The following is a 24,306-nucleotide window of genomic DNA, read 5'->3' as shown; positions in this document are numbered from 1 at the left end:
CGCTCACGCCACCAGTGCGGCCGACTTCACCTGCGCCCAGACGGTCGCGCCCGGCGCCAGCCCGAGCTGGTCCACCGCGCGCGCCGTGATGCGCGCCAGCAGTAGCGACTCGCCACAGGCGAGCTGCACCAGCGCCTGCGAGGGATGCGCGCCCGGCACGATCGCCCGCACCGTGCACGGCAGCACGTTCTGGATGCTGCTGCGCTCCGGCGGCTGCAGCGCCAGGCTGACGTCGCGTGCCAGCACGCGCACGCGCACGGCGGCGCCGGGGGCCAGTCCCGGGTCCTGCACCCACACGGCACCGCCGGCGAAGCGGGCGTGCGCCAGGTGCCAGGCCGCATCGCGCTCGCCGATCGTGGCGTGCAGCAGCGCGCCGCGCTCCTCGGCCGGGATCGCCGGCAGGTCGACGCGCGACAGCACCTCGGCCAGCGGCCCGCTGGCGCGCACCGTGCCGGCCTCCAGCAGCACCAGGTGGCCGGCCAGCCGAGCCACCTCGTCGCCCGAGTGGGTGACGTACAGCATCGGGATGCGCAACTCGTCGCGCAGGCGCTCCAGCCAGGGCAGGATCTCGCGCCGGCGCGACAGGTCGACCGCCGCCAGCGGTTCGTCCAGCAGCAGCACGCGCGGCCGGGTCGCGAGTGCGCGGGCAATGGCCACGCGCTGGCGCTCGCCGCCGGAGAGCTGCCAGGGCCGGCGATCGAGCAGGCCGGCGATGCCCAGCAGCTCCAGCAGCGGCTGCAGGCTTGTCCTCCCGTCGCCGCTGCGCCGGCGCGCGAAGTCCAGGTTGCCGCGCACGTCCAGGTGGTCGAACAGGCTGGCTTCCTGGAACACGTAGCCGAGCGCGCGCCGGTGCGTGGGCACGAAGCGGCCCGACGCCGAGTCCTGCCACACCTCGCGGGCGATCGCGATGCGGGCCGGCGCGACCCGCTCCAGCCCCGCGACGCAGCGCAGCAGCGTGGTCTTGCCCGAGCCCGAGGCGCCGAAGATCGCCGTGATGCCGGAGCCCGGCAGGCGCAGGTCGACGTCCAGCGTGAAGTCGCCGCGCGCGAGCCGGGCGCGGATCTCCAGCGGCGCGTTCATCCCAGCACCCGCGTGCTGCGGCGGTTGAGCATCGCCAGCGCCAGCAGCACCGCGAAGGAGAACGCCAGCATGGCCGCCGACAGCGCGTGGGCCTGCGTGTACTGCAGCGCCTCCACGTGGCCGTAGATCTGGGTGGACACCACGCGGGTCTGCTCGGGGATGTTGCCGCCGATCATCAGCACCACGCCGAACTCGCCCACCGTGTGCGCGAAGGTGAGCACCGCCGCCTGCACGATGCCGCCGCGCGAGAGCGGCAGCACCACGTGGAAGAAGCGATCCCAGGGCCCGGCCCGCAGCGTCGCGGCCGCTTCCAGCGGTCGCCGGCCAACCGCCTCGAAGGCGTGCTGCAGCGGCTGCACCGCGAACGGCAGCGAGTACACGATCGATCCCACCAGCAGCCCGCCGAAGGTGAAGGGCAGCAGGCCCAGGCCCAGGGCCTGCGTGAGCTGGCCGCCCCAGCCCTGCGGCCCCAGCGAGACCAGCAGGTAGAAGCCCAGCACCGTGGGCGGCAGCACCAGCGGCAGCGCCACCACCGCCGACACCGGGCCGCGCCAGCGCGAGCGGGTGCGCGCCAGCCACCAGGCCAGCGGCGCGGCCAGCACCAGCAGCACCAGCGTGGTGGTCGCGGCCAGTTCCAGCGTGAGCCGGATCGCCTGCAGGTCGTCGGCGGCGAAGGACATGCTCAGAAGGTGTAGCCGTAGCTGCGCAGCACGGTGCGCGCGGCGTCGCTGCGCAGGTAGTCCAGCAGCGCGCGGGCGGCGGGATTGTTCGCGCCGGGCGACAGGAGGAGGGCGTCCTGCTTCAGCGGCGCGTGCATCCCGGGCGGCACGATCCAGGCCGATCCGCGCGGGATGCGGCCATCGCTCATCACCTGCGACAGCGCAACGAAGCCCAGGCGAGCGTTGCCGCTGGCGACGAACTGGAAGGCCTGGCCGATGTTCTCGCCCTGCACCAGGTGCGGCTGCCAGTCGTCCCGCACGCCCATCTTCGCCAGCACCTGCAGGGCCGCGGCACCGTACGGCGCGATGCGCGGGTCGGCGATGGCCATCTTGCCGGCGGGCGGCTGGCGCAGCACCGCCAGCTGTGCATCGACCACGTCCGCCTCGGCGCTCCACAACGCCAGCCGACCGGTCGCGTAGGTGAAGCGGCTGCCGCGCACGCCCAGGCCCTCCTGTTCCAGCCTGGCGGGCGTTTCGTCATCGGCGGCCAGCAGCACCTCGAATGGCGCGCCGTTGCGGACCTGTGCGTAGAACTTGCCCGTGGAGCCCAGCGCCACGCTCGCCCGGTGGCCGGTGGCCGCCTGGAACCCGGCGGCGATCGCCTTCATGGGGGCGGCCAGGTTGGCGGCCGCGGCGACCTGCACGGTGGCGGCGAGCGCCGCCAGCGGGCCGGTGGCCAGCAGGACCAGCAGGGTGGCGGCCAGGATGCGCGGCATGGCGGCACTCGCTATTCAAATATGGAATAGCGACAGTATAGGCGGCACAATCCCGGCCATGCCCCGCAAGAAGCTCCAGCTCGCCGGCGCCCTCGGCCAGGCCTCGGTGGACAAGCGCGTGGAGATCCTGCGCCGCGTCGCGACCGTGGGTTCCATCTCGCAGGCGGCGCGCGACGCCGGCGTCAGCTACAAGGCCGCCTGGCAGGCGCTGGACACGCTCAGCAACCTGGCCGGCACGGCGCTGGTGGAACGCGCGGTCGGCGGCGCGGGCGGCGGCGGCGCGCGCCTCACGCCCTCGGGCGAGCAGGTGCTGCGGGCGGCCGGCGAAGTGGCCCGGGCCCGCGACGCGGTGCTCCACAAACTGCGCGCCGGTGCGCCGGCACTCGGCGCGCTGGGCCTGCGCACCAGCATGCGCAACCATTTCCCCTGCCGCATCCGCCGACTGCGCCAGCAGGCGGGCGCCATGGAGGTGGAACTGGAACTGGCCGGCGCGGTGCTGCGCTCGCGGATCACGCGCGAAAGCGCCCAGCTGCTGGGCCTGGCGCGGCAGCAGGACGTGCTGGCCCTGTGCAAGGCCACCGCGGTCGAGGTGTGTGCCGCGGCGCCCACGCACTGGAACGGCAACGTGCTGTCGGGCACCGTGAACCGCGCGCCGCGCGCCCAGGGTGGCGAGGTGGCGCTGACCTTGGCGGGCGGGCTGCAACTGGTCGGCTTCGCCGCCGCGGGGAGCGGCTTGCGGGCGGGCCATGCCGCCGTCGCGCGGGTCGATCCGTCGGCGGTGGTGATTGCGCTGCCGTAGTCGGCCACGCTCCAGCTTCAGCCGCGCTTGCCCAGTTTGCGATAGACCGTCGCGCGGCTGATGCCCAGCATCCGGGCCGCTGCCATTACGTTGCCGCGCGCGTCGCGCACGGCCTTGTGGATCAGCTCGGTCTCCAGGTCCTTCAGCGGCAGGCGCTGGTCGGGCGCGGCGGGCCGCGGCTCCATGGCCTGGCCGGGCAGCTGCGACAGTACCTGCAGCGTCAGGCCCGACCACAAGGGTACTTCCATGGCCGGTCCGCCGGCGGCATCGAACAGGGCTTCCCAGGCGGCGGCGAACAGTTCGCTGCAGTGGGTGGAACCTATGGCCGGATGACCGAGCATCTCGCGCGCGGACGGGTTGGCGCTCACCACGCGGCCGTCGGCATCCAGGCAGAGCAGGCCGTCCTGGTCGTCGAAGGCGCGGCCGGGCCAGTTCAGCCGCAGCAGCAATGCGTGCGGGCGCGCCAGCACCAGCGCGTTCTCGATGCTGCGCGCCGACTGCGCGGCCAGGTGCTTGAGTTCGGGCCGCTCCGGCGCTTCGATGCCGGTCAGGTCCAGCATGCCGGCGCAGGCGCCGTCCGGGTCGAACACGGGCGCCCCAGCACAGCTGTACACGCTGGTGTCGTGGAAGAAGTGCTCGCCGCGGTGCAGCCACACCGGCTGCAATTCGCCCAGCGCGGCGCCGATGGCCGTGGTGCCTACCGCGCGCTCGGACAGGTCTACGCCGATGCGCGTGATCAGGTGGGCGCGCGGGTCGCTGCGGTCGATCGGCCCATCGACGTCGATCACCACGCCCTGCGCATCGGTGAGGATGGCGAAGTAGCGGCTGTGCGCGATCGCGCGCGCCAGCCGGTCGAGCACCGGTCGCGCTGCGGCCAACAGCGGGTGGCTGGCCTCGGTCGCCCTGCGCGCTGCGGGCGCGGGCACCAGGTCGAAGGCCACCGCCTGCTCGGGCCGGTGCCCATAGCCGAGGCAGCGGCGCCAGGAGCGTTCGATCCAGCTGCGCTCGAACCACGCGTCGACCAGCACATCCGTGGCCGAGCTGCCTTCCATCAGCACGGCCCGCCGCGCCTGCTCGATCTGCAGCAGGCGCCGTTCGGCGGGGCTGTGGGCGGTGGCGCTCATCGGGTGTGTTCCGGGGGCTGCGCGCGCGGCGAAGCGGCCATTGTTCCATTTTGAGAATTTCGGATGAAGGGCCGGTCGAATCAGGGTTTCGCCTAGGGAGGGGGTGGCTGGGCCATCCAAGAATGACCCGCTACCCGATGAACAAGGAGACACGAATGCAGGTTCAATTCACGGTCAATGGCCGCGCCGAACGCATCGACGTTCCCCCCAACACCCTGCTGGTCACGGCGCTGCGCGAGCACCTGCGCCTGACCGGCACCCACGTGGGCTGCGACACCGCGCAGTGCGGCGCCTGCACCGTCATCGTGAACGGTCGCGCCATCAAGTCGTGCAACACGCTGGCGGTGCAGCAGGAAGGCGCCGACATCACCACCATCGAGGGCCTGGCACAGCCCGACGGCACGCTGCACCCGATGCAGGCGGCCTTCAAGGACTGCCACGGCCTGCAATGCGGCTTCTGCACGCCCGGCATGGTGATGAGCGCGCTCGACCTCGCGCGCCAGAACCCCAACGCCACCGAGCAGCAGATCCGCGAACAGCTCGACGGCAACATCTGCCGCTGCACCGGCTACCAGAACATCGTCAAGGCGGTCAAGCAGGGCATGGCCGCCAGCGCCAACGCCTGAGCGAAGGAGAACGACCATGGGTGCTTCCGATTTCGCCAGCCTGCCGCACATCGGCGAGTCCATCCGCCGCAAGGAGGACGTGCGCTTCCTCACCGGCGCCGGCCAGTACACCGACGACATCCAGCTGGCCAACCAGCGCTGCGCCGTGTTCGTGCGATCGCCGCATGCGCACGCCAGGATCAATGCCATCGACACGAACGCGGCCAAGGCCATGGCGGGCGTGAGCGCGGTGTTCACCGGTGCCGACCTGGAGGGCAAGGTCAACGGCCTGCCCTGCGGCTGGCTGATCACCGGCACCGACGGCCAGCCCATGAAGGAGCCGCCGCACCCGGTGCTGGCGCAGGGCAAGGTGCGCTACGTCGGCGACCCGGTGGCGATGGTGGTGGCCGACACGCTGCAGCAGGCCAAGGACGCGGCCGAAGCGGTCGCCGTCGACTACGACGTGCTGCCGGCCTGCACCGACGTGCGCGATGCGCGCAGCGCGACGGCGCTGCACGATGCGGCGCCCGACAATCACTGCTACCAGTGGGCCATCGGCGACAAGGCCCAGGTGGACGCCGCCTTCGCCGCCGCGGCGCACGTCACCAGGATCGACCTGGTCAACAACCGGCTGGTGCCCAACGCCATCGAGCCGCGCTCGGCCATCGGTTCCTACAACCGCGCCAACGACGAATACGTGCTGTACGTGGCCAACCAGAACCCGCACGTCGAGCGCCTGCTGATGACGGCCTTCGTGCTGGGCCTGCCGGAGCACAAGGTGCGCGTGATCGCGCCCGACGTGGGCGGCGGCTTTGGCTCCAAGATCTTCCTGTACGCCGAGGACGTGGCGCTGACCTGGGCCGCCAAGCAGCTCAACTGCGCCATCAAGTGGACCGCCGAGCGCAGCGAGTCCTTCCTGACCGACGCCCACGGCCGCGACCACGTCACCCACGCCGAGATGGCGATGGACAAGGACGGCAAGTTCCTGGCATTGCGAGTACACACGGATGCGAACCTGGGTGCCTACCTGTCCACCTTCGCGACCGCGGTGCCCACCATCCTCTACGCGACGCTGCTGGCCGGTCAGTACACGACGCCGCAGATCCACGTCGAGGTCGATGCGTGGTTCACCAACACCGCGCCCGTCGACGCCTACCGCGGCGCGGGCCGGCCGGAAGCGACCTACCTGCTGGAACGCCTGGTCACCCGCTGCGCCTGGGAGATGGGGCTGGCGCAGGACGAGATCCGCCGCCGCAACTTCGTCACCCAGTTCCCGTACCAGACCCCGGTGGCGCTGCAGTACGACACCGGCGACTACCTGGCCGCCATGGACAAGGCCAACAAGCTGGCCGAGGTGGAAGGCTTCGCCGAGCGCCGCAAGGCCAGCGAGGCCAAGGGCCTGAAGCGCGGCATCGGCTACAGCAGCTACATCGAGGCCTGCGGCATCGCGCCGTCCAACATCGCCGGCGCGCTGGGCGCGCGGGCCGGGCTGTTCGAGTGCGGCGAGATCCGCGTGCACCCCACCGGCAGCGTGACGGTGTTCACCGGCGCGCACAGCCACGGCCAGGGGCACGAGACGACGTTCGCACAGGTGGTGGCGGCGCGGCTGGGCATCCCGGTCGAGAACGTCGACGTGGTGCACGGCGATACCGGCCGCATCCCCTTCGGCATGGGCACCTACGGCTCGCGCTCGATCAGCGTGGGCGGCGCGGCCATCATGAAGGCGCTGGACAAGATTGAGGCCAAGGCCAAGAAGATCGCCGCGCACCTGATGGAGGCCAGCGACGCCGACATCGAGTTCTCGGGCGGCGAGTTCAAGGTCAAGGGCACCGACAAGAAGATCCCCTTCGGCCAGGTGGCGCTGACGGCCTACGTGCCGCACAACTACCCGCTCGACAAGCTGGAGCCCGGCCTGAACGAGACCGCGTTCTACGACCCGTCCAACTTCACCTTCCCCGCGGGCACCTACATCTGCGAGGTCGAGGTGGACCCGGCCACCGGCGTGGCACGCATCGACCGCTTCACGGCGGTGGACGACTTCGGCACCATCATCAATCCGATGATCGTGGAAGGGCAGGTGCACGGCGGGCTGGCGCAGGGCATCGGCCAGGCCATGCTGGAGAACTGTGTCTACGACCGCGAGAGCGGCCAGCTGCTGACCGGCAGCCTGATGGACTACGCGCTGCCGCGCGCGGTCGACATCCCCGAGTTCCGGCTCGACACGGTCTGCACCCCGTGTACCCACAACCCGCTGGGCACCAAGGGCTGCGGGGAGGCCGGCGCCATCGGCTCGCCGCCGGCGGTGATCAACGCGGTGCTCGACGCCGTCCGCGACCTGGGCGTCAAGGACCTCGACATGCCCGCCTCGCCGGCCCGCGTGTGGCAGGCCATCCAGCAGGCCAGCGCCTGAGCGCCCGAACAGAGGAGAAAGCCATGTACGCATTCACCTTCGAACGTCCTTCCACCCTCAGCGATGCCGCCAAGCTGGTGGCCGCGGGCGCCAAGCCGCTGGCCGGCGGACAGACCCTGCTGGCTTCCATGAAGCTGCGGCTGGCCAACCCGGAGAACGTGGTCGACCTGGGCGGCATCCGCGAGCTGTCCGGCATCCGCCGCGACGGCAACCAGTTCGTGGTCGGAGCCATGGCGCGCCACGCCGAAGTGGCCGCCAACGCCGAGATCCGCTCGACCATCCCGGCGCTGGCCGAGCTGGCCGGCGGCATCGGCGACCGGCAGGTGCGCAACCTGGGCACCATCGGCGGCTCGCTGGCCAACAACGACCCGGCCGCCTGCTACCCGGCCGCGGTGCTGGCGCTGGGCGCGACGATCAAGACCACGCACCGCGAGATCCCGGCCGACGACTTCTTCACCGGCCTGTTCGGCACCGCGCTGGAGGATGGCGAGCTGATCACCGCGGTGCGCTTCCCGATCCCGCGCAAGGCGGCCTACATGAAGTTCCGCCAGCCGGCCTCGCGCTTCGCCCTGATCGGCGTGTTCGTCGCGCAGGGGGCCAGCCAGGTGCGCGTCGCGGTCACCGGCGGCGGCAACGGCGTGTTCCGGCACGAGGGCCTGGAGCAGGCGCTCACCCGCAACTTCACGCCGGAGGCGGCCGCCGAGGTGAAGATCTCGGCCGAGGGGCTGTCCACCGACCTGCACGCCACGGCGGCCTACCGCGCCAACCTGATCGGCGTGATGGCCCAGCGCGCCGTGGCGCGGGCACTGGCCTGACGGTGCCCGACAGCATCGACGAACTGCAGCAGGCGCTGCGCGGCGCCGGGTACTTCGCCGACCGGCGCCTGGCGACCGCCGCCTTCCTGGCCCTTCGGCTGCAGCGCCCGCTGCTGCTGGAGGGCGAGCCGGGTGTCGGCAAGACCGAACTCGCCAAGGCGCTGGCGCAGGCGCTGGGGCGCGAGCTGCTGCGCCTGCAGTGCTACGACGGTCTGGAGCACCGCGACGCGCTGTACGAGTGGAACTACGCGGCGCAGCTGTTGCACATGCGCGCGGCGGAGGGCACCGCGACGTCGGACGAGGTCGAGCGCGAGGTCTACCAGCCGCGCTACCTGATCCGCCGGCCGCTGCTGCAGGCACTGCAGGCGCCGGCGCCGGGCGCGCTGCTGCTGATCGACGAGGTGGACCGGGCCGACGAGCCCTTCGAGGCCTTCCTGCTGGAGTACCTGGGCGAGTACCAGGTGAGCATCCCGGAGCTGGGCGTGGTGCGCGCCGCCGTGCCGCCCGTGACCATCCTCACCAGCAATCGCACGCGCGAGCTGCACGACGCGGTCAAGCGCCGCTGCCTGTACCACTGGCTGGACTACCCGGATCGCGAGCGCGAACTGGCGATCGTGCAGGCGCAGGTGCCGGGCCTGGGCGAGACGCTGGCCCGGCAGGTGGCCGACTTCGTCGCCCGGCTGCGCAGCCAGCCGTTCGCCGACGCGTTCCAGCGCGCTCCCGGCATCGCAGAAAGCGTGGAGTGGGCGCGCGCCCTGGTGGCGCTGGACACGCTGGCGCTGGACCCCGAAGTGGTCACCGACACCGCCGGCATCCTGTTCAAGCAGCGCGAGGACGTGGCGGCGCTGACCAGCGACATGGCCGCCGCCCTGCTGAAGCCGGAGGCGGCTTGACCGCCGCTCCGTCCGGCCCTCCCGGCGACGGCCGGGATTTACTGGTTGGGCGCCGTGCAGCTCGGTGACGCCCGCAGCGGCAAGCTGGCCGCCAACATCGCCGCCTTCGGTCGTGCCCTGCGGCGCGCCGGCGTGCCGGTGGACAGCTCGCGCATCGCGCTGGCTGGCCAGGCGGCTTCGCTGATCGGCGTCGCCCGCAAGGCCGACCTCGCCGCCGCGCTGGAGGCGACGCTGGTCTGCCGCGAGCAGGACCGGGCCGTGTTCGCCGAATTGTTCGAAGCCTTCTTCCGCGACCCCGACGTGGCCGCCAAGCTGCTGGCGCAGATGCTGCCGCGCACGCCGGGCAGTGCCGAACCGTCGCGGCGGCCGCGCGTTCGCGAGGCGCTGTCGCCGCCGCGGCCGGCCACCGGGGCCGGCCAGCCACGCAAGGACCAGGACGTCGACCTCGACGCCGCGATGACCGCCAGCGAGCAGGACCGGCTGCGGCACGCCGACTTCAACGCGCTGGGCGCCGCCGAGTACCGGCTGGTCGAGCGGCTCGCGCGCGAGATCTCGCTGGCCATCCCCGAGGTCCGCACGCGCCGCACGCTCGCCGGCGGGCGCGGGCGCCGCCCTCACTGGGCGCGTACGCTGCGCGAGGCAGGCCGCAGCGGCGGCGAGCTGCTGCGCCTGCTGCAGCGCCGCCGCCGCAGCGCGCCGCTACCGCTGCTGGTGCTGGTGGACGTGTCCGGTTCCATGGAGCGCTACGCGCGGCTGCTGCTCGCCTTCCTGCACAGCGCCACGCGCGGCCTGCGGCGCGAGGTGTTCGCCTTCGGCACGCACCTCAGCGACCTGGGCCCGGCGTTTCGCTTGGCGGACACCGACCACATGCTGGCCGCGGCCGGCGCCGCCATCGACGACTACGGCGGCGGCACCCGCCTGGGCGAATCGCTGGCCGCCTTGCGCCAGCGGCACCGCCGCCGCCTCGTGGGCGGCCGCACGCTGGTGCTGCTGATCAGTGACGGGCTGGACACAGGCGAACCGGAAGCGCTGGCGCGCGAGCTGGACTGGTTGCGCCTGCACAGCCGCCGGCTGCTGTGGCTGAATCCGCTGCTGCGCTTCGACGGCTACCAGCCACTGGCGCGCGGCGCCGCGGTGCTGCACCGCAAGGCCCATGGCATGCTCGCCGTGCACAACCTCGCCCGGCTCGAGGACCTGGCGGCGGCGATTGCCGGCGTGATGAGAACCTGAACAAAAAGGACGACGACGATGGACATGCAAGGCAGCCGCACGATCGCGGCCACGCAGCAGCAGGCCTGGGAAGGGCTGAACGACCCCGAGGTGCTCAAGGCCTGCATTCCCGGCTGCGACAGGATCGAACGCGTGGCGGACGACCGCTTCAACGTCGGCATGGCGGTGAAGGTGGGGCCGGTGTCCGCCAGGTTCGCCGGCCGGATCACCCTGTCCGACGTGCAGCCGCCGGAGCGCTACACGCTGGCCTTCGACGGGCAGGGCGGCGCCGCCGGTTTCGGCAAGGGCACGGCCAAGGTCCAGCTCTCGCCGGCCGAAGGTGGTTGCCAGCTGGATTACACGGTGCAGGCCCAGGTCGGCGGCAAGATCGCGCAGGTCGGCCAGCGACTCATAGACGGCGTGGCGCGCTCCATGGCCGAGGACTTCTTCAAGCGCTTCGATGCGCAGATGCAGCAGCGCTACGCGCCGGCCGCGCCTGCCGAAGCGACGGAAGCTGCAGCCGCCCCCACGGCTGCGCCAGAGCGTTCCACAATGGCCCCATGGCTCTGGATCGCGATCGCCGCCGTCGTCGCCGCGGCAGGCTACTGGCTGTTGCGCTGAGCGGGGCCGCGGCGCTGGGTGCGGCCGGGGAGGGCGCCGCACAGCCCGCCGACCCGAACCAGCCCCGTCGCAGCCTGGCGCCCCTGACGGTCACCGTCCAGCCCGGCGTCGAGCAGCCCGCCTTCGGCACGCCGGCGTCCATCGACGTGATCGACGGCGACGTGCTGCGCAACGGCCAGCTGCAGGTCAACCTCTCCGAGGCGCTGGCGCGCGTGCCAGGCGTGGTCGCGCTGGACCGGCAGAACTATGCGCAGGACCTGCAGATCTCGCTACGCGGATTCGGCGCCCGCTCCACCTTCGGCGTGCGCGGCATCCGGCTCTACGTGGACGGCATACCCGCCACCGCGCCGGACGGGCAGGGGCAGGTCTCCCATTTCGACCTCGCCTCAGCCGGGCGGCTGGAAGTGCTGCGCGGCCCGTTCTCGGCCCTGTACGGCAACTCCTCTGGCGGCGTGATCAGCCTGTTCACCGAGGACGGCGGCCCGGACACGGTTGCGCATGCGGCCACGGCCTGGGGCAGCGATGGCGTGCAGCGCCACAACCTGCGGCTGTCGGGCGAGACCGGCCGGCTGCAATACCACCTGAGTGCGATGCGATTTCGCACCGACGGCTGGCGCGAGCACAGTGCGGCGCGCCGCAGCACGCTCAACGGCAAGCTGGGCTGGCAACTCTCGGACGACACCCGGCTGACCCTGGTGGGCAACGGCGTCGACATGCCGGACGTGCAGGATCCGTTGGGCCTCACGCGAACCGCCTTCGAGGCCGATCCGCGCCAGGCGGTTGCGGCGGCCACGCTGTTCGACACGCGCAAGAGCGTGCGCCAGCAGCAGCTGGGCCTGGTCCTCGACCATCGGATCGATGCGCGCAATGACCTGAAGCTCACCGCCTATCGGGGCGAGCGCAGCACGCTGCAGTTCCTGTCCATCCCGGTGGCGGTGCAGGTGCCGCCCACCCACGCCGGCGGGGTGGTGGACCTGGACCGGCGCTACCAGGGACTGGACGCACGGTGGATTCGCCGCATGCGTTGGCGCGATCGGCCCGTGACGCTCACCGCCGGCCTGGCGGCGGACCAGGTGCGCGAGGACCGGCGCGGGTTCGAGAACTTCGTCGGCGGCACGCTGGGCGTGCGCGGGGCCCTGCGCCGCGACGAGGACAACCTCGCGCGCAACGTCGACGCGTACCTGCAGGCCGAGTGGGCCGCGTCCGAGCGCTGGAGCCTGTCGGCCGGCGTGCGCCACTCCACGGTGCGCATGCGTTCGCGCGACCGCTTCGTGGCGCCCGGCAATCCGGATGACAGCGGCAGCGTGCGCTTCGCGGCCTTCACGCCGGCGCTGGGCGCCGTCTACCACCTCAGCGAGTCGGTCAACCTGTACGCGTCCGCCGGCCGCGGCTTCGAGACCCCCACGCTCGCCGAACTGTCCTACCGGCCCGGCGGCCTGCCGGGCCTGAACTTCGACTTGCGCGAGGCCAGCAGCCGCCAATGGGAGGTGGGCGCCAAGGCCCGCATCGCGCGGGACTGGACGCTGAACGCCGCCCTGTTCGAGGCGCGCACGCGCAACGAGATCGTGGTGGCCAGCAACAGCGGCGGACGCAGCGTGTTCGCGAACGCGGGTGCCACGCGCCGCCAGGGGCTGGAGCTGGCGGGCGGCGGGCGCTGGGACGGGGGCTGGTCCACCCAGCTGGCCGCGACCGTCATCGATGCGCGCTACCGCAGCGGCCCGTTCGCGGGCAACCGGCTGCCCGGCGTGCCGCGCACCCAGCTGTTCGGCGAACTGGCGTGGGCGCATCGCCCCTGGGGCCTGCAGGCCGCGCTGGAATGGCGGCGCGTGGCGCGCCTGCCCGTGGACGACGCCAACAGCGATGCTGCACCGGCCGCGTCCACGGCCAGCCTGCGCCTGTCGCTGGAGCAGGCGACAGGCCGCTGGACCTTCAGGGAATTCATCCGGATCGACAATGTCACGGACAATGCCCACGCTGGCTCGGTGATCGTCAACGAGGGCAGCGGCCGGTTCTTCGAGCCGGCGCCCGGCCGGCGCTGGCTGGCGGGCGCCAGCGGCTCCTACCGGTTCTGAGCACAAGGAGGCTGCGCATGGAAAACCTGGACGTGATGGTGCTGCGCACGTTGCGCGACTGGCGCCGTGCGGGGCGGCGGGCCCTGCTCGCCACCGTGGTGCGCACCTGGGGTTCGTCGCCGCGGCCGGTCGGCTCCATCATGGCGCTGGGGCAGGACGGCGTGGTGGTCGGCTCGGTGTCGGGCGGCTGCATCGAGGACGACCTGATCTACCGCTTCACCCAGCCCGATGCCGTCGGCGGTGCGGCGCGGTCCATTCCCGGCGGTCCACCCGCCTTCGTGAAATACGGCGTCACGGCCGACGAGGCGCACCGCTTCGGGCTGCCGTGCGGCGGCACGCTGGAGCTGCTGCTGGAGTTCGAGCCCGATCCGGACAGCCTCGACGAGCTGGTCCGCGCACTCGAAGCCGGCCAGCTCATGCGGCGCACCGTGCGCCTGGCCGACGGCGCCGTCACGCTGGAGACGGCCGACACGCCGTCGGACCTGGCCGTGGACGAGGCGCGCATGGCCAACACCTTCGGTCCCGAGTACCGCATGCTGCTGATCGGTGCCGGCCAGCTCACCGAGTACCTGGCGACCATGGCCCTGTTCAGCGGCTTCGCGGTGACGGTGTGCGACCCGCGCGAGGAATACAGCAGTGGCTTCGACGTGCCCGGCGCCACCCTGGTCAAGGACATGCCCGACGACGTGGTGCAGGCCTTCCGGCCCGACCGGCGCAGCTGCGTGGTGGCGCTGACCCACGATCCCAAGCTCGACGACCTGGCGCTGCTGGAGGCGCTGGAGACGGAAGCGTTCTACGTGGGCGCCATCGGCAGCCGGCGCAACAACGATGCGCGGCGCGAACGCATGATCGAGCACTTCGGCCAGACCGAGGCCTCGCTGGCGCGCCTGCGCGGGCCCATCGGCATCTACATCGGCAGCAAGACGCCGCCCGAGATCGCGGTCAGCGTCATGGCCGAGATCCTGGCCGTGAAGAACGGCGTGCCGCTGCCGCGAGACCTCGACGTGGCGCAGGCCAAGAACCAGCTCGCGATCAAGGCCAACGATCCGGGTGAGCTGGTGTGCGCGCCGGGCCGCATGGGCGGATGAGCAGTGCAACGAACGCTGCAAGGTGTTGCCGCCTAGGGTTTGCCAGCAGCAGGCAGGTGCCGGCCGGTTGTAGCGTGCGGCTCTTCCAAACCTCGCTGGAGCCGACATGCGCACACTCGTCCTGATCCTCGGCCTGATGCTGGCCGGTGCCGCCTGGGCCACGAACTGCCCGAACGAAATGAAGGAGATCGACGCCAAGCTGCAGACCAAGCCGCAGCTGTCCAAGGCCGACGCGGACAAGGTCGCCAAGCTGCGCGCCGATGGCGAGAAGTTCCACAAGGAAGGCAAGCACGCCGAATCGATGGCGGCGCTGACCGAGGCCAAGAAGATCCTGGGGATCTGAGGCACGCAGCGGCGGCTGGAACGCCGCCCCTTGTCCACGAGCCGGGGCGAGCCCCGGCTTTTTCATGCCCGTTCAGGACCGCCAGGGCAGCTCGAGTGCATTGCCGTCCGGCAGCGTGACCGGCACCGGCGTGGCCGCGAACACGGCCGTCGATTCCAGCGGCTCGGTGCCGCTGTTGACGATCTGGTGCGGCACGCCGGCCGGCAGCACGATGGTCTGGTTGCGGCCGAAGGCGTGCGCGACGCCGTCGATGAGGACTTCGCCCCGGCCCGACAGGCACATGACGACCTCGTCGCAGCTGTGCGAATGCGGCGGTGTGGCGCCGCCCGGTGCGATGGACTGGCGCCACAGGCTCAGCGACTGCAGGCCATCGTCGCGGCCGGCCCAGGTGGCGTGGCTCACGCCCGGGATCGGTGTCTCGGTGGGTTGGGGTTGCTCGAGGACGTACATGGAAGGGCTCCTGGATGGTGGACGGGGATGACGCCTGCGCAGGTCGTGGGCGGCAGTGTCCGGCCTCCGGTTCCGGGGAACAAGGGGAGTCAGTGCCTTATCATTGAAGACATTCCTTCCTCGATCATGAACAGCCTGCAGCAGATCGCCGCCTTCACCGACACGGCCCGGCACGGCAGCTTCGCGGCCGCCGCCCGCGAGACCGGCAACGCACCGTCCACCCTCGCCAAGGCGGTGGGCCGGCTGGAGCAGCGCCTGGGCGTGCGGCTGTTCCATCGCACCACGCGACAGGTCAGCCTCACGCCGGACGGCGAGCGCCTGTTCGACCGCTGCCGGCGCCTGCTGGAGGAAGTGGAGGAACTGCAGGCCGAGGCGGCGGGCGTGCGGCAGGCGGTCACCGGCACGCTGCGCGTGGACATGCCCATCGTGCTGGGCCGCCGCTGGTTCCTGCCGGTGCTGGCCGGCCTGCTGCAACGCCACCCGGGGCTGTCGCTGGATGTGCGCCTGCACGACAGCTACGTCGACCTGGTCAAGGAAGGCATCGACCTGGCCGTTCGCATCGGGGAGCTGAAGGACTCGACCCTGGTGTCGCGGCGCATAGGCTCGCAATCGCTGGTGCTGGTGGCCAGCCCGGCGTACGTAGCCGCTCGGGGCACGCCGCGGCGCATCGAGCAGCTCGACGGCCACGACGCGCTGGTCTTCCGCATGCCCAGCACCGGGCGCGATCGCCCCTGGCAGTTCCGTCAGCAGGGGCGCGCCGTCGAACTGCACCCGCGCTCGCGCGTGCGGATCAACGATGGCGAAGGCCTGGTGCAGGCGGCGCTGCTCGGCCACGGCCTGGCGCAGGTGCCCGAGTACTTCGTGCGCGAGCCGCTCGCGGCCGGCGAACTGGTGGAGGTGCTGCGGGGCTCCCGGCCAGCGCCCATGCCGCTGTCCATCGTCTACCCGGGGGCGCGGATGGTGCCGCAGCGCGTGCGAGTGCTGATCGAGGCCCTGAAGGACGTCCGCCTCTGAGGCAGCGCAGCCGCCTCGGCGTGGCGCCAAAAGCAAAGCGCCGCGGTGGCGGCGCTTTGCGTGGAAGGGCGGGGAGCCCCTACATCTTGCGGAACGCGTCCACCAGCTGCTTGCCCTCGGGGCCGGCCTTGTCCAGCCATTCCTTGAGCATGGTGTCGCCGACCTTCTTCATGTCGGCCTTGAGCTGGGCCGAGGGCTGGTGGATCTGCATGCCGTTGGCCTTGAGCTTGTCCAGCGAGTCGGAGTTGGCCTTCTTGCTGGCGGCCCAGCCGCGGGTCTCGGCGTCGGCACCGGCCTTGAGCAGCGCGTCCTGCGTGGCCTTGTCCAGCGCGTTGAACGCGGCCTTGTTGACGATCACCGCGTTCTTGGGCAGCCAGGCCTGGGTGTCGTACCAGTTCTTGATGTGCTCGTAGGTCTTGGTGTCGAAGCCCGTGGAGCCGGAGGACATGTACGAGTCGATCACGCCGGTGGCCATGGCCTGCGACAGCTCGGCCGCCTGCACGGTGACCGGCTGGGCGCCGACCAGTTCGGCGATGCGCGCCGTGGCCGGGCTGTAGGCGCGCCACTTGAGCCCCTTCATGTCGGCCGCCGAGTTGATCGGCTTCTTGCTGTAGATGCCCTGCGGCGGCCAGGCCACGGCGTACAGCAGCATCATGCCCTGCTCGCCGAGTTTCTTCTCCAGCAGCGGCTTCTGGGCCTTGTACAGCTTCATGGCCTCGTCGTAGCTGTCGGCCAGGAAGGGCACGCCGTCGGCGCCGAAGATCTGCCACTCGTTCTGGAAGTTGACCAGCAGGATCTCGCCGATCTGGGCCTGGCCGCCCTGGACGGCGCGCTTGATCTCCGGTGCCTTGAACAGCGAGGCGTTCGCGTGCACCGTGATCTTGAGCTTGCCGCCGGTCGCCTTGTCCACGTCGTTGGCGAACTGGTTGAGGTTCTCGGTGTGGAAGTTGCTGGCCGGGTAGGCGGCCGGCAGGTCCCACTTGGCCTGGGCCATGGCCTGGGCCGAGAAGGCCAGTGCCGCGGCGGTGAGGGCGAGCTTGAGTTTCATGTGCGCTCCGGGAAGTTGGTTCTGGAAAGCCGGCTCAGGATACGGGCTCGCCCGGCCGCGGGGATGCGGTGTTACCCCAAGCGCGCACCGGGGCGGTGCGCAGCGGCTCACATCTTGGACGGCAGCCAGGTGGCGATGCCCGGGAACCACCAGAGCATCAGCAGGGCCACGCACATGAGCAGGAAGAAGGGCGCGGTCACGCGGGCGATCCAAGTGATCTCCTTGCCGGTCATGCCCTGCAGCACGAACAGGTTGAAGCCCACGGGCGGCGTGATCTGGGCCATTTCGACAACGATGACGACGAACACGCCGAACCAGACCAGGTCCAGCTGTGCCGCCTGCACCGTGGGCAGGATCACGCCCATGGTCAGCACCACCATGGAGATGCCGTCCAGGAAGCAGCCCAGGATGATGTAGAAGGCCGTCAGCGCCACCACCAGCCCGAAGGGCGACAGGCCGAGCGAGCCGACGAATTCCGCCAGGTTGCGCGGCAGGCCGATGTAGCCCATGGACAGCGTCAGGAACGCGGCTCCTGCGAGGATCAGCGCGATCATGCAGTACAGGCGGGTAGCGCCCATCAGCGATTCGCGGAAGGTGGTCCAGTTCAGCGAGCGCTGCGCGGCGGACAGCAGCAGCGCGCCCACCACGCCCACGGCCGCCGCCTCGGTGGCGGTGGCCACGCCGGCATAGATGGAGCCGAGCACCGCACCTATCAGCAGCACCACCGGGATCAGGTGGCGCGACTCGTGCAGCTTCTGCACGAGGCTCATCGCCGGCTCCGGCGGCGGCACGCGCCGCCGGTTGAACAGCGACCACAGGCCGAGGTAGCCCGAGAACAGCGCCGCCAGCAGCACGCCGGGGATGACGCCGGCCACGAACAGGCGGGCGATCGAGACATCGGCCGTCACGCCGTAGACGATCATGATGATCGAGGGCGGGATCAGCAGGCCCAGGGTGCCGGCGCCGGCCAGCGAGCCGATGGTGATGTCTTCCGGGTAGCCGCGCCGCCCGAGCTCGGGCAGCGTCATCTTGCCGATGGTGGCGCAGGTGGCGGCCGAGGAGCCGGAGACCGCCGCGAAGATGGTGCAGCCGATCACGTTGGTGTGCAGCAGCCGGCCGGGCAGGCGACCCACCCAGGGCGCCAGGCCGCGGAACATGCTCTCGCTCAGCTTGGTGCGGAACAGGATCTCGCCCATCCAGATGAACAGGGGCAGGGCGGTGAGGGTCCAGCTCGAGGACGAGCCCCAGACCGTGACGGCCATCGCGTCGCCGGCCGGCCGCGAGGAGAACAGCTCCATGCCGATCCAGGCCACGCCAGCCAGCGTGAGGCCGATCCAGACGCTGCTGCCCAGCAGCGCGAACAGCGAGACGATCAGCAGCGCGGTGATGGCGACGTCACTCATTGTGCAGGGCCTCCCCCGAACCTTCGCCGACCCGGCGGCCGCGCAGTTCCTGCACCCATTCATCGATGAAGGCCACCAGCAGGACCACCGTGCCCACCGCCATCGCGATCTGCGGGATCCACAGCGGGGTGGCGTCGTTGCCGGTGGAGATGTCGTTCAGCTGGTAGGACACGATGGCCAGCCGCACCGAGTAGAACGCGAACAGGCCTGCGAGCAGCACTGCGGCGGAGAGGGCCCACATCTCCAGCCCGTGTCGTGCCCGGCCCTTCAGGCGGCCGAGCAGCAGGGTGACCCGGATATGCTCGTTGCGCTTGAGCGTGTGGGCCAGCGCCAGGAAACCGGCTGCCGCCATCGCATACCCGGCATAGGCATCGGTGCCCGGTACGTGGAAGTCCAGCTGGCGGCTCACGATGGACAGCAGCACCATGGCCAGCACGCCGATCATGGCGAGTGCGGCCAGCCAGGCCGCGCCGTCGTAGAGGAGATCCAGCAGTCTTCGCATCCGGGTGAGTCCTTGGACCGGCCCGCGACGCTGCGGGCCGGAGGCGGCATTCTCGCCTCGGCCGTGCGGGCTGGCTGCCCGTTCATACCCGCATGCGGGCCCGCTTTGGACACAATGCCCGGGCATGGACACCGACCCTTCCCTGGCCTTCCTCGAGAACTACCGCTTCCTCGCCGGCTACAACCGCTGGTTCAACGAACGCCTGTACGACGCCTGCGAGCGGCTGCCGGACGAGGAGCGCCGGCGCAATCGCGGCGCATTCTTCGGCTCCATCCACGCCACGCTGAACCACCTGGTCTGGGGCGATCGCATGTGGTTGCGCCGCTTCGCTTCGCAGGGGGTGGCCTTCGCGAGCCTGACCGAAGCGGTGCTGGCGCTGCCGGCCGGTGCCATGCATGGGACCATGCTGTACGAGGACTGGGCTGCCTTGCGCCAGGCGCGCCGCGCGCTGGATGCAGCGATCGAGGGCTGGACGGCGGAGATGGACCCCGCCTTCCCGCTGGCCACCATGCGCTACGCCAACAGCAAGGGCGTGCAGCGCGAGCACCCGGCCTGGAAGGCGCTCACCCACTTCTTCAACCACCAGGCCCACCACCGCGGGCAGGTGACCACGCTGCTGTCCCAGGCGGGCATGGACCCCGGCGTCACCGACCTGATCGCGCGGGTGTGAGCGCGGACTACTTCTTCGTCGTCGCGGCGCTGGCGGCCGGTCGGGGTGCAACCGCGGACGGCGTGTAGCCCTTGCCGCCCACGGTCAGGCCGGCATCCGACAGGTGGCCGGCGCGCGCCGGACCGAGCCCCTTGACGCGGGAGATGAAGTCGTCCCAGCTGCGGAAGTCGCCCTTCCTGCGCTCCTGAAGGATGACGCGGCTGGTGCCGGGGCCTATGCCCTTGACGCTGTCCAGTTCGGCCTCGGTGGCCTGGTTGACGTCGACCGCCGCCAGGGCCGCGGTGGTCGCGAGCAGGGCCAGGACGGCCAGCAAGGGTTTCGCCATGGATGTCCTCCTTCCAGTTGGATGGATACCCACAACGACGCGGCCCCTGCCGCGTTGACTCAGCCAGGGGCTTGCTGCCCCGACAGCTCCGCCATGTAGCGGGCGACGCCGGTCTGCACGTCCGCGAAGGCATGGTCGCAGCCGGCCTCGCGCAGCGCCGACAGGTCGGCCTGCGTGTAGCACTGGTACTTGCCGCGCAGCGCGTCCGGGAAGGGGACGTAGTCCAGCAGGCCCAGGTCCGCCGCGGTGGCCGCATCCTGCGCGCCACCGGGTTGCAGCGCATTGACCACCGCCAGCGCCACGTCGTTGAACGGCTGCGCGCGGCCGGTGCCCAGGTTGAAGATGCCGGACTGCTCGGGGTGGTCGAAGAACCACAGCTTGACCGCCACCACGTCGTCGATGAAGACGAAGTCGCGCCGCTGCTCGCCGGCCGCGTAGCCGCCGTACTCGCCGAACAGGCGCACCTTGCCCTGTTCCCGGAACTGGTTGAACTGGTGGAAGGCCACGCTGGCCATGCGGCCCTTGTGCTGCTCGCGCGGGCCGTAGACGTTGAAGTAGCGGAAGCCCGCGACCTGGCGCTTGGTGCGCCGGAAGTCGGGGCCGCACTCGCGGCGCATGCGCTGGTCGAACAGCAGCTTGGAGTAGCCGTAGACGTTCAGCGGCGCCTCGAACTCGGGCGTCTCCCGGAACGTGGCCGAGCCGCCGTAGACGGCCGCCGAGGAGGCATACAGCAGCCGCGTGCCGCGCTGGCGGCAGGACTCGAAGAGCGAGCAGGACAAGCCGTAGTTGTTGTCCATCATGTACTTGCCGTCCTGCTCCATGGTGTCGCTGCAGGCACCCTCGTGGAACACGGCCTCGACCTTGCCGAACGCGCCGTCGGCGAACGCCTCGTAGAACTCGTCGAGGTCCAGGTAGTCCTCGATCCGCAGGTCGGCCAGGTTGCGGAACTTGTCGCCCTGCGTCAGGTCGTCGACCGCGATGATGGAGTCGATGCCGCGGGCATTGAGGCCCTTGACGATGTTGCTGCCGATGAACCCGGCGGCGCCGGTGACGACGATTCTCATGCTGGCTGTCCCTGCTTCATCCGCCGAATAGCTCCTCGTACGAGACGGTGGCCGTGCCGAACTTGCCGACCACGATGCCGGCGGCGCGGTTGGCCAGCGGCACAGCCTCGCGCAGCGGCAACCCGGCGGCCACCAGCGTCGCCAGCGTGGCGATCACGGTGTCGCCGGCGCCGGTGACGTCGAACACCTCGCGGGCCAGCGCCGGCTCGTGCAGCTCGCCGGCCGCATCGAACAGGCTCATGCCGTCCTCGCCCAGCGTGACCAGCAGGGCTTCGAGCCGCAGTTCCTGGCGCAGGCGCTGCGCCTTCTCGCGCAGCTGGCCGGCGTCACGCCAGCCGCCGACGACCTGCTGCAGCTCGGCCCGGTTCGGTGTGATCACCGTCGCGCCGGCATAGCGCACGTAGTCGGACCCCTTGGGATCGACCAGCACCGGCTTGCCCAGCCCGCGGGCGCGCTCGATCATGCCCGGAATGTGGGCCAGGCCGCCTTTGCCGTAGTCGGAGAACAGGATGGCCCCGTGGTCCGGCGCGAGCTGGCCGAAGGTCTCGTTCTGCAGCGCCAGCGCTTCGTGGTCGGGCTCGTTCTCGAAATCCATGCGCAGCAGCTGCTGCTGGCGGCCGATGACGCGCAGCTTCACCGTGGTCTTGAGCCCGGGATCGCGCTTGAGGTGGGCCTCGATGCCGGTCGACTGCAGCAGGTCCTGCAGTCGCCGGCCGGGTTCGTCGTCGCCGACCACGCCCAGGAAGCTGGCGCGGGCCCCCAGGGTGGCCACGTTGTAGGCTACGTTGGCGGCGGCGCCTATGCGCTCTTCCTCGCGGCTGACCTTGACGACCGGCACCGGCGCCTCGGGCGAGATGCGCTCGACCGCGCCATGCCAGTAGCGGTCGAGCATGGCGTCGCCGACGACCAGGACGCGGGCCGAGGCGAGCTGTTGCTTGGAGGGATGCGTCATTCGTGAAGGGGTCAGAGCTCTTCTACGCGGCGGGGCGGGTAGCTGTCCCAGGCCTGGCAGCCCGGGCATTGCCAGAAATGCTGCTTGGCCTCGAAGCCGCACGCGGCGCAGCGGTAGCGGGTGAGCGGCTTGGCCGCATGTTCCAGCGCGCGCTGCACCCGGCCATGGTAGTTCTGGTGCTCCAGTTTTTCATCGGCCAGCCACTTGGCCGCGGCCACCAGCGAGGGCTCGCGCTCCAGGTGGCGCACGTACCAGTCGCGGTGCGCACCGGGCTCCAGCGAAACGATCGCGTCCAGCACGTCCAGCGACGGCGACAGCTCATAGCTGTGCTTGAGCATGGACAGGGCCTGGGCCTCCCGGCCGCAGGCGCCGGCGTACTGCGCCAGCTGCCGCGCCATCAGGGGAATGGCCGCGGGCGAGGACTGGCCCAGTCCGGCCAGCGTCTCGAAGGCCGCGACGGCATCGCCGGCCTTGCGCTGCAGGGCCGCCAGCTCCATCGCCGGGCGGGGTGCCGCCGGGGCGACCTGCCGGGCCTGGCGCAGCAGGGCCTCGGCCGGTCCGGCATCGGACAGCGCGGCCTGCTCGCACAGGTAGTGGGCCCTGCGGCTGTCGAAGTTGCCCTGGCCGGAGGCTTCCAGCCGGCGCGCGATCTCGGCCGCCTGGGCCCAGTCGCGCGAACGCTCGTAGATGGACAGCAGCGCCAGCAGCGCCTGGCCCTCGTAGGCGGAGCCCTCCAGCTTGCGCAGGGCCTCCTCGGCGCGGTCGAGCAGCCCCGCCTTGAGGAAGTCCAGCGCCAGCGCATGCTGGGCGCGCTGGCGCTCGGCCCGGCTCAGGTCGCCGCGCGAGAGCAGGTGCTCGTGCACGCGCACCGCGCGCTCGTATTCGCCGCGGCGGCGGAACAGGTTGCCCAGCGCGAAATGCAGCTCGGAGGTGTCGGGGTCGTTGCGCACCGCCTCGATGAAGGCGTCGATGGCCTGGTCCTGCTGCTCGTTGAGCAGGAAGTTCAGGCCGCGGAAGTAGGCCTTGGGCGCCTGCCGGTTCTCGATGCGCAGCTGGCGCAGGTCCAGCCGGGAGGCGACCCAGCCGAGCACGAAGGCGATCGGCAGCCCCCACAGGACCCAGGCCAGGTCAAATTCCATGGCTGTCGTCGCCCATGGACGTCAAGGGTGCTTCGCCGCTCCGCCGCGCGGCGGAGCGCTGGCGCCACCAGCGCGGCACCATGCCGGCCGCGCCGACCACCAGGCCGGCGGCGAAGGCCGCCAGCACCACCAGCACCAGCGGGCCGCTCCAGGACGTGCCGAAGAAGAAGTGCACGGTCGCCACGTGCTGGTTGTTCAGCGCGAAGGCGAAAAGGGTGAAAAAAATGGCTGCCTTGAGCAGCCACGTGAGGTATTTCATTCGGCTTCCGGGGCGTCGCCGAATTCTAGGGGCTACTCGTCCCGCTGCATTTGCGCCGTGCGCTCGTCCACCGACTCGCGCAGGGCCTTGCCGGGCTTGAAGTGCGGCACGCGCTTTTCCGGGATCTGCACGCTTTCGCCCGATCGCGGGTTGCGGCCCAGGCGCGGCGGCCGCCGGTTGATCGAGAAGCTGCCGAAGCCGCGGATCTCGATGCGGTGGCCGCGCACCAGCGCGTCGCCCATGGCGTCGAGGATGGCCTTCACGGCGTACTCGGCGTCGCGGTGGGTGAGCTGGCCGAAGCGGGCGGCCAGTTCCTCGACGAGATCACTGCGTGTCATGACGCTCGCTGCACTCGGAGGCTTCGCCGCCGCGGACGGCGGCGAAGCCGGTCCCCATCAACGATCCAGCTTGGCCTTGAGCAGCGCGCCCAGGTTGGTCGTGCCCGCGTTCTCGCGTGCGGACTGCTGGCTCAGGCTGGCCATGGCACCCTGCTCGTCGGCCATGTCCTTGGCCTTGACCGACAGCTGGATGTTGCGCGTCTTGCGGTCGATGTTGACCACCACGGCGCTGACCTCGTCGCCTTCCTTGAGCACGTTGCGCGCGTCTTCCACGCGGTCGCGGCTGATCTCGGAGGCACGCAGGTAGCCGGTGATCTCGTTGCCCAGGTCGATCTCGGCGCCCTTGGCGTCGACGGTCTTGACCTTGCCCGAGACGACCGAGCCCTTGTCGTGCACCGACACGAAGGTGGTGAACGGGTCGGAGTCGAGCTGCTTGATGCCCAGGCTGATGCGCTCGCGGTCCACGTCGACGGCCAGCACGATGGCCTCGACTTCCTGGCCCTTCTTGTAGTTGCGCACGGCCTGCTCGCCCGGCTCGTTCCAGGACAGGTCGGACAGGTGCACCAGGCCGTCGATGCCGGCGGCCAGGCCGACGAACACGCCGAAGTCGGTGATCGACTTGATCGGGCCCTTGACGCGGTCGCCGCG

27 protein-coding genes are annotated in these 24,306 nt (G+C 71.0%); 12 read left to right on the top strand and 15 right to left on the bottom strand.

Going from position 1 to position 24,306, the window contains the following annotated elements; all coding sequences use genetic code 11:
• Positions 1-3: 3 nt before the first annotated feature.
• Genes modC through modA form a run of 3 tightly spaced genes read right to left on the bottom strand, consistent with a single transcriptional unit; the run spans position 4 to position 2,515 of the window.
• A complete protein-coding gene (gene modC / locus VEC03_RS01495) occupies positions 4-1,080 on the bottom strand; it encodes a molybdenum ABC transporter ATP-binding protein (protein WP_324912358.1) in 1,077 nt (358 codons plus the stop codon).
• Positions 1,077-1,760 (bottom strand): molybdate ABC transporter permease subunit, encoded by a 684-nt coding sequence (gene modB, locus VEC03_RS01490; protein WP_324912357.1) that lies wholly within the window; start codon positions 1,758-1,760, stop codon positions 1,077-1,079. The genes modC and modB overlap by 4 nt, the downstream gene beginning before the upstream one ends.
• Before the next feature lie 2 nt (positions 1,761-1,762).
• Positions 1,763-2,515, bottom strand: a complete 753-nt coding sequence (modA, locus tag VEC03_RS01485; RefSeq protein ID WP_324912356.1) for a molybdate ABC transporter substrate-binding protein — start codon at positions 2,513-2,515, stop codon at positions 1,763-1,765.
• A 58-nt stretch (positions 2,516-2,573) separates the two neighbouring features.
• On the opposite strand from modA, the gene VEC03_RS01480 reads away from it, so the two are divergent.
• Entirely contained in the window at positions 2,574-3,314 is a 741-nt protein-coding gene (locus tag VEC03_RS01480; RefSeq protein WP_324912355.1) for a TOBE domain-containing protein, read from the top strand.
• 17 nt (positions 3,315-3,331) lie between these two features.
• On the opposite strand, the gene VEC03_RS01475 is transcribed toward VEC03_RS01480, so the two are convergent.
• Complete coding sequence (locus VEC03_RS01475; protein WP_324912354.1) at positions 3,332-4,438, bottom strand: helix-turn-helix domain-containing protein; 1,107 nt, start codon at positions 4,436-4,438, stop codon at positions 3,332-3,334.
• Between the two features lie 155 nt (positions 4,439-4,593).
• On the opposite strand from VEC03_RS01475, the gene VEC03_RS01470 reads away from it, so the two are divergent.
• From VEC03_RS01470 to VEC03_RS01430, 9 genes are all read left to right on the top strand, one after another.
• Positions 4,594-5,064: a (2Fe-2S)-binding protein gene (locus tag VEC03_RS01470; RefSeq protein ID WP_324912353.1), complete on the top strand. Its 471-nt coding sequence runs from the start codon at positions 4,594-4,596 to the stop codon at positions 5,062-5,064.
• Between the two features lie 16 nt (positions 5,065-5,080).
• A complete protein-coding gene (locus tag VEC03_RS01465) occupies positions 5,081-7,453 on the top strand; it encodes a xanthine dehydrogenase family protein molybdopterin-binding subunit (RefSeq protein ID WP_324912352.1) in 2,373 nt (790 codons plus the stop codon).
• A 23-nt stretch (positions 7,454-7,476) separates the two neighbouring features.
• Positions 7,477-8,268 (top strand): xanthine dehydrogenase family protein subunit M, encoded by a 792-nt coding sequence (locus VEC03_RS01460; protein ID WP_324912351.1) that lies wholly within the window; start codon positions 7,477-7,479, stop codon positions 8,266-8,268.
• A 2-nt stretch (positions 8,269-8,270) separates the two neighbouring features.
• Positions 8,271-9,161: a MoxR family ATPase gene (locus tag VEC03_RS01455; protein ID WP_324912350.1), complete on the top strand. Its 891-nt coding sequence runs from the start codon at positions 8,271-8,273 to the stop codon at positions 9,159-9,161.
• A 54-nt stretch (positions 9,162-9,215) separates the two neighbouring features.
• Positions 9,216-10,391 (top strand): vWA domain-containing protein, encoded by a 1,176-nt coding sequence (locus VEC03_RS01450; protein ID WP_324912349.1) that lies wholly within the window; start codon positions 9,216-9,218, stop codon positions 10,389-10,391.
• Positions 10,392-10,409: 18 nt separating this feature from the next.
• Positions 10,410-10,991, top strand: coding sequence for a carbon monoxide dehydrogenase subunit G (locus VEC03_RS01445; RefSeq protein WP_324912348.1), 582 nt, complete (start codon positions 10,410-10,412; stop codon positions 10,989-10,991).
• A complete protein-coding gene (locus VEC03_RS01440; RefSeq protein WP_324912347.1) occupies positions 10,931-13,063 on the top strand; it encodes a TonB-dependent receptor in 2,133 nt (710 codons plus the stop codon). The genes VEC03_RS01445 and VEC03_RS01440 overlap by 61 nt, the downstream gene beginning before the upstream one ends.
• A 17-nt stretch (positions 13,064-13,080) precedes the next feature.
• Entirely contained in the window at positions 13,081-14,151 is a 1,071-nt protein-coding gene (locus tag VEC03_RS01435; protein ID WP_324912346.1) for an XdhC family protein, read from the top strand.
• Positions 14,152-14,257: 106 nt separating this feature from the next.
• Positions 14,258-14,494, top strand: a complete 237-nt coding sequence (locus tag VEC03_RS01430) for a hypothetical protein (RefSeq protein WP_324912345.1) — start codon at positions 14,258-14,260, stop codon at positions 14,492-14,494.
• 72 nt (positions 14,495-14,566) lie between these two features.
• Here VEC03_RS01430 and VEC03_RS01425 read toward each other — a convergent pair whose 3' ends face one another.
• Complete coding sequence (locus VEC03_RS01425) at positions 14,567-14,944, bottom strand: cupin domain-containing protein (RefSeq protein WP_324912344.1); 378 nt, start codon at positions 14,942-14,944, stop codon at positions 14,567-14,569.
• 126 nt (positions 14,945-15,070) lie between these two features.
• On the opposite strand from VEC03_RS01425, the gene VEC03_RS01420 reads away from it, so the two are divergent.
• Complete coding sequence (locus VEC03_RS01420) at positions 15,071-15,958, top strand: LysR family transcriptional regulator (protein WP_324912343.1); 888 nt, start codon at positions 15,071-15,073, stop codon at positions 15,956-15,958.
• A 79-nt stretch (positions 15,959-16,037) separates the two neighbouring features.
• Here the strand turns inward: VEC03_RS01420 and VEC03_RS01415 are convergent, their stop codons facing one another.
• The 3 genes from VEC03_RS01415 to VEC03_RS01405 all read right to left on the bottom strand — a co-directional run bounded on the left by VEC03_RS01415 (position 16,038) and on the right by VEC03_RS01405 (position 18,911).
• Positions 16,038-17,006 carry a TRAP transporter substrate-binding protein gene (locus tag VEC03_RS01415; protein WP_324912342.1) on the bottom strand — a complete coding sequence of 323 codons (969 nt, stop codon included), beginning with the start codon at positions 17,004-17,006 and terminating at the stop codon, positions 16,038-16,040.
• 107 nt (positions 17,007-17,113) lie between these two features.
• A complete protein-coding gene (locus VEC03_RS01410) occupies positions 17,114-18,409 on the bottom strand; it encodes a TRAP transporter large permease subunit (protein WP_324912341.1) in 1,296 nt (431 codons plus the stop codon).
• On the bottom strand, positions 18,402-18,911 hold the full coding sequence (locus tag VEC03_RS01405; protein WP_324912340.1) for a TRAP transporter small permease: 510 nt from the start codon (positions 18,909-18,911) through the stop codon (positions 18,402-18,404). The genes VEC03_RS01410 and VEC03_RS01405 overlap by 8 nt, the downstream gene beginning before the upstream one ends.
• A gap of 124 nt (positions 18,912-19,035) precedes the next feature.
• On the opposite strand from VEC03_RS01405, the gene VEC03_RS01400 reads away from it, so the two are divergent.
• Positions 19,036-19,581, top strand: coding sequence for a DinB family protein (locus VEC03_RS01400; protein ID WP_324912339.1), 546 nt, complete (start codon positions 19,036-19,038; stop codon positions 19,579-19,581).
• A gap of 7 nt (positions 19,582-19,588) precedes the next feature.
• Here VEC03_RS01400 and VEC03_RS01395 read toward each other — a convergent pair whose 3' ends face one another.
• The 7 genes from VEC03_RS01395 to VEC03_RS01365 form a co-directional block, all read right to left on the bottom strand.
• Positions 19,589-19,906 (bottom strand): ComEA family DNA-binding protein, encoded by a 318-nt coding sequence (locus VEC03_RS01395; protein WP_324912338.1) that lies wholly within the window; start codon positions 19,904-19,906, stop codon positions 19,589-19,591.
• A gap of 59 nt (positions 19,907-19,965) precedes the next feature.
• Entirely contained in the window at positions 19,966-20,970 is a 1,005-nt protein-coding gene (gene rfaD / locus VEC03_RS01390) for an ADP-glyceromanno-heptose 6-epimerase (RefSeq protein WP_324912337.1), read from the bottom strand.
• Between the two features lie 16 nt (positions 20,971-20,986).
• Entirely contained in the window at positions 20,987-21,922 is a 936-nt protein-coding gene (gene rfaE1 / locus VEC03_RS01385; protein WP_324912336.1) for a D-glycero-beta-D-manno-heptose-7-phosphate kinase, read from the bottom strand.
• Between the two features lie 11 nt (positions 21,923-21,933).
• Entirely contained in the window at positions 21,934-23,061 is a 1,128-nt protein-coding gene (lapB, locus tag VEC03_RS01380) for a lipopolysaccharide assembly protein LapB (RefSeq protein ID WP_324912335.1), read from the bottom strand.
• A complete protein-coding gene (locus VEC03_RS01375) occupies positions 23,051-23,320 on the bottom strand; it encodes a LapA family protein (protein WP_324912334.1) in 270 nt (89 codons plus the stop codon). Before VEC03_RS01375 ends, lapB begins: the two co-directional genes overlap by 11 nt.
• A gap of 32 nt (positions 23,321-23,352) precedes the next feature.
• Entirely contained in the window at positions 23,353-23,658 is a 306-nt protein-coding gene (locus tag VEC03_RS01370; protein WP_324912333.1) for an integration host factor subunit beta, read from the bottom strand.
• A 57-nt stretch (positions 23,659-23,715) separates the two neighbouring features.
• Positions 23,716-24,306 (bottom strand): S1 RNA-binding domain-containing protein (locus VEC03_RS01365; RefSeq protein ID WP_324912332.1); only part of this gene is annotated, 591 nt, incomplete at its 5' end.

The sequence above is a fragment of the Ramlibacter sp. genome, assembly GCF_035627355.1.
Classification (GTDB): Bacteria; Pseudomonadota; Gammaproteobacteria; order Burkholderiales; family Burkholderiaceae_C; genus Ramlibacter.
The sequence above is the reverse complement of the archived record's forward strand: the minus strand, read 5'-3'. Positions and strand labels throughout refer to the sequence as shown.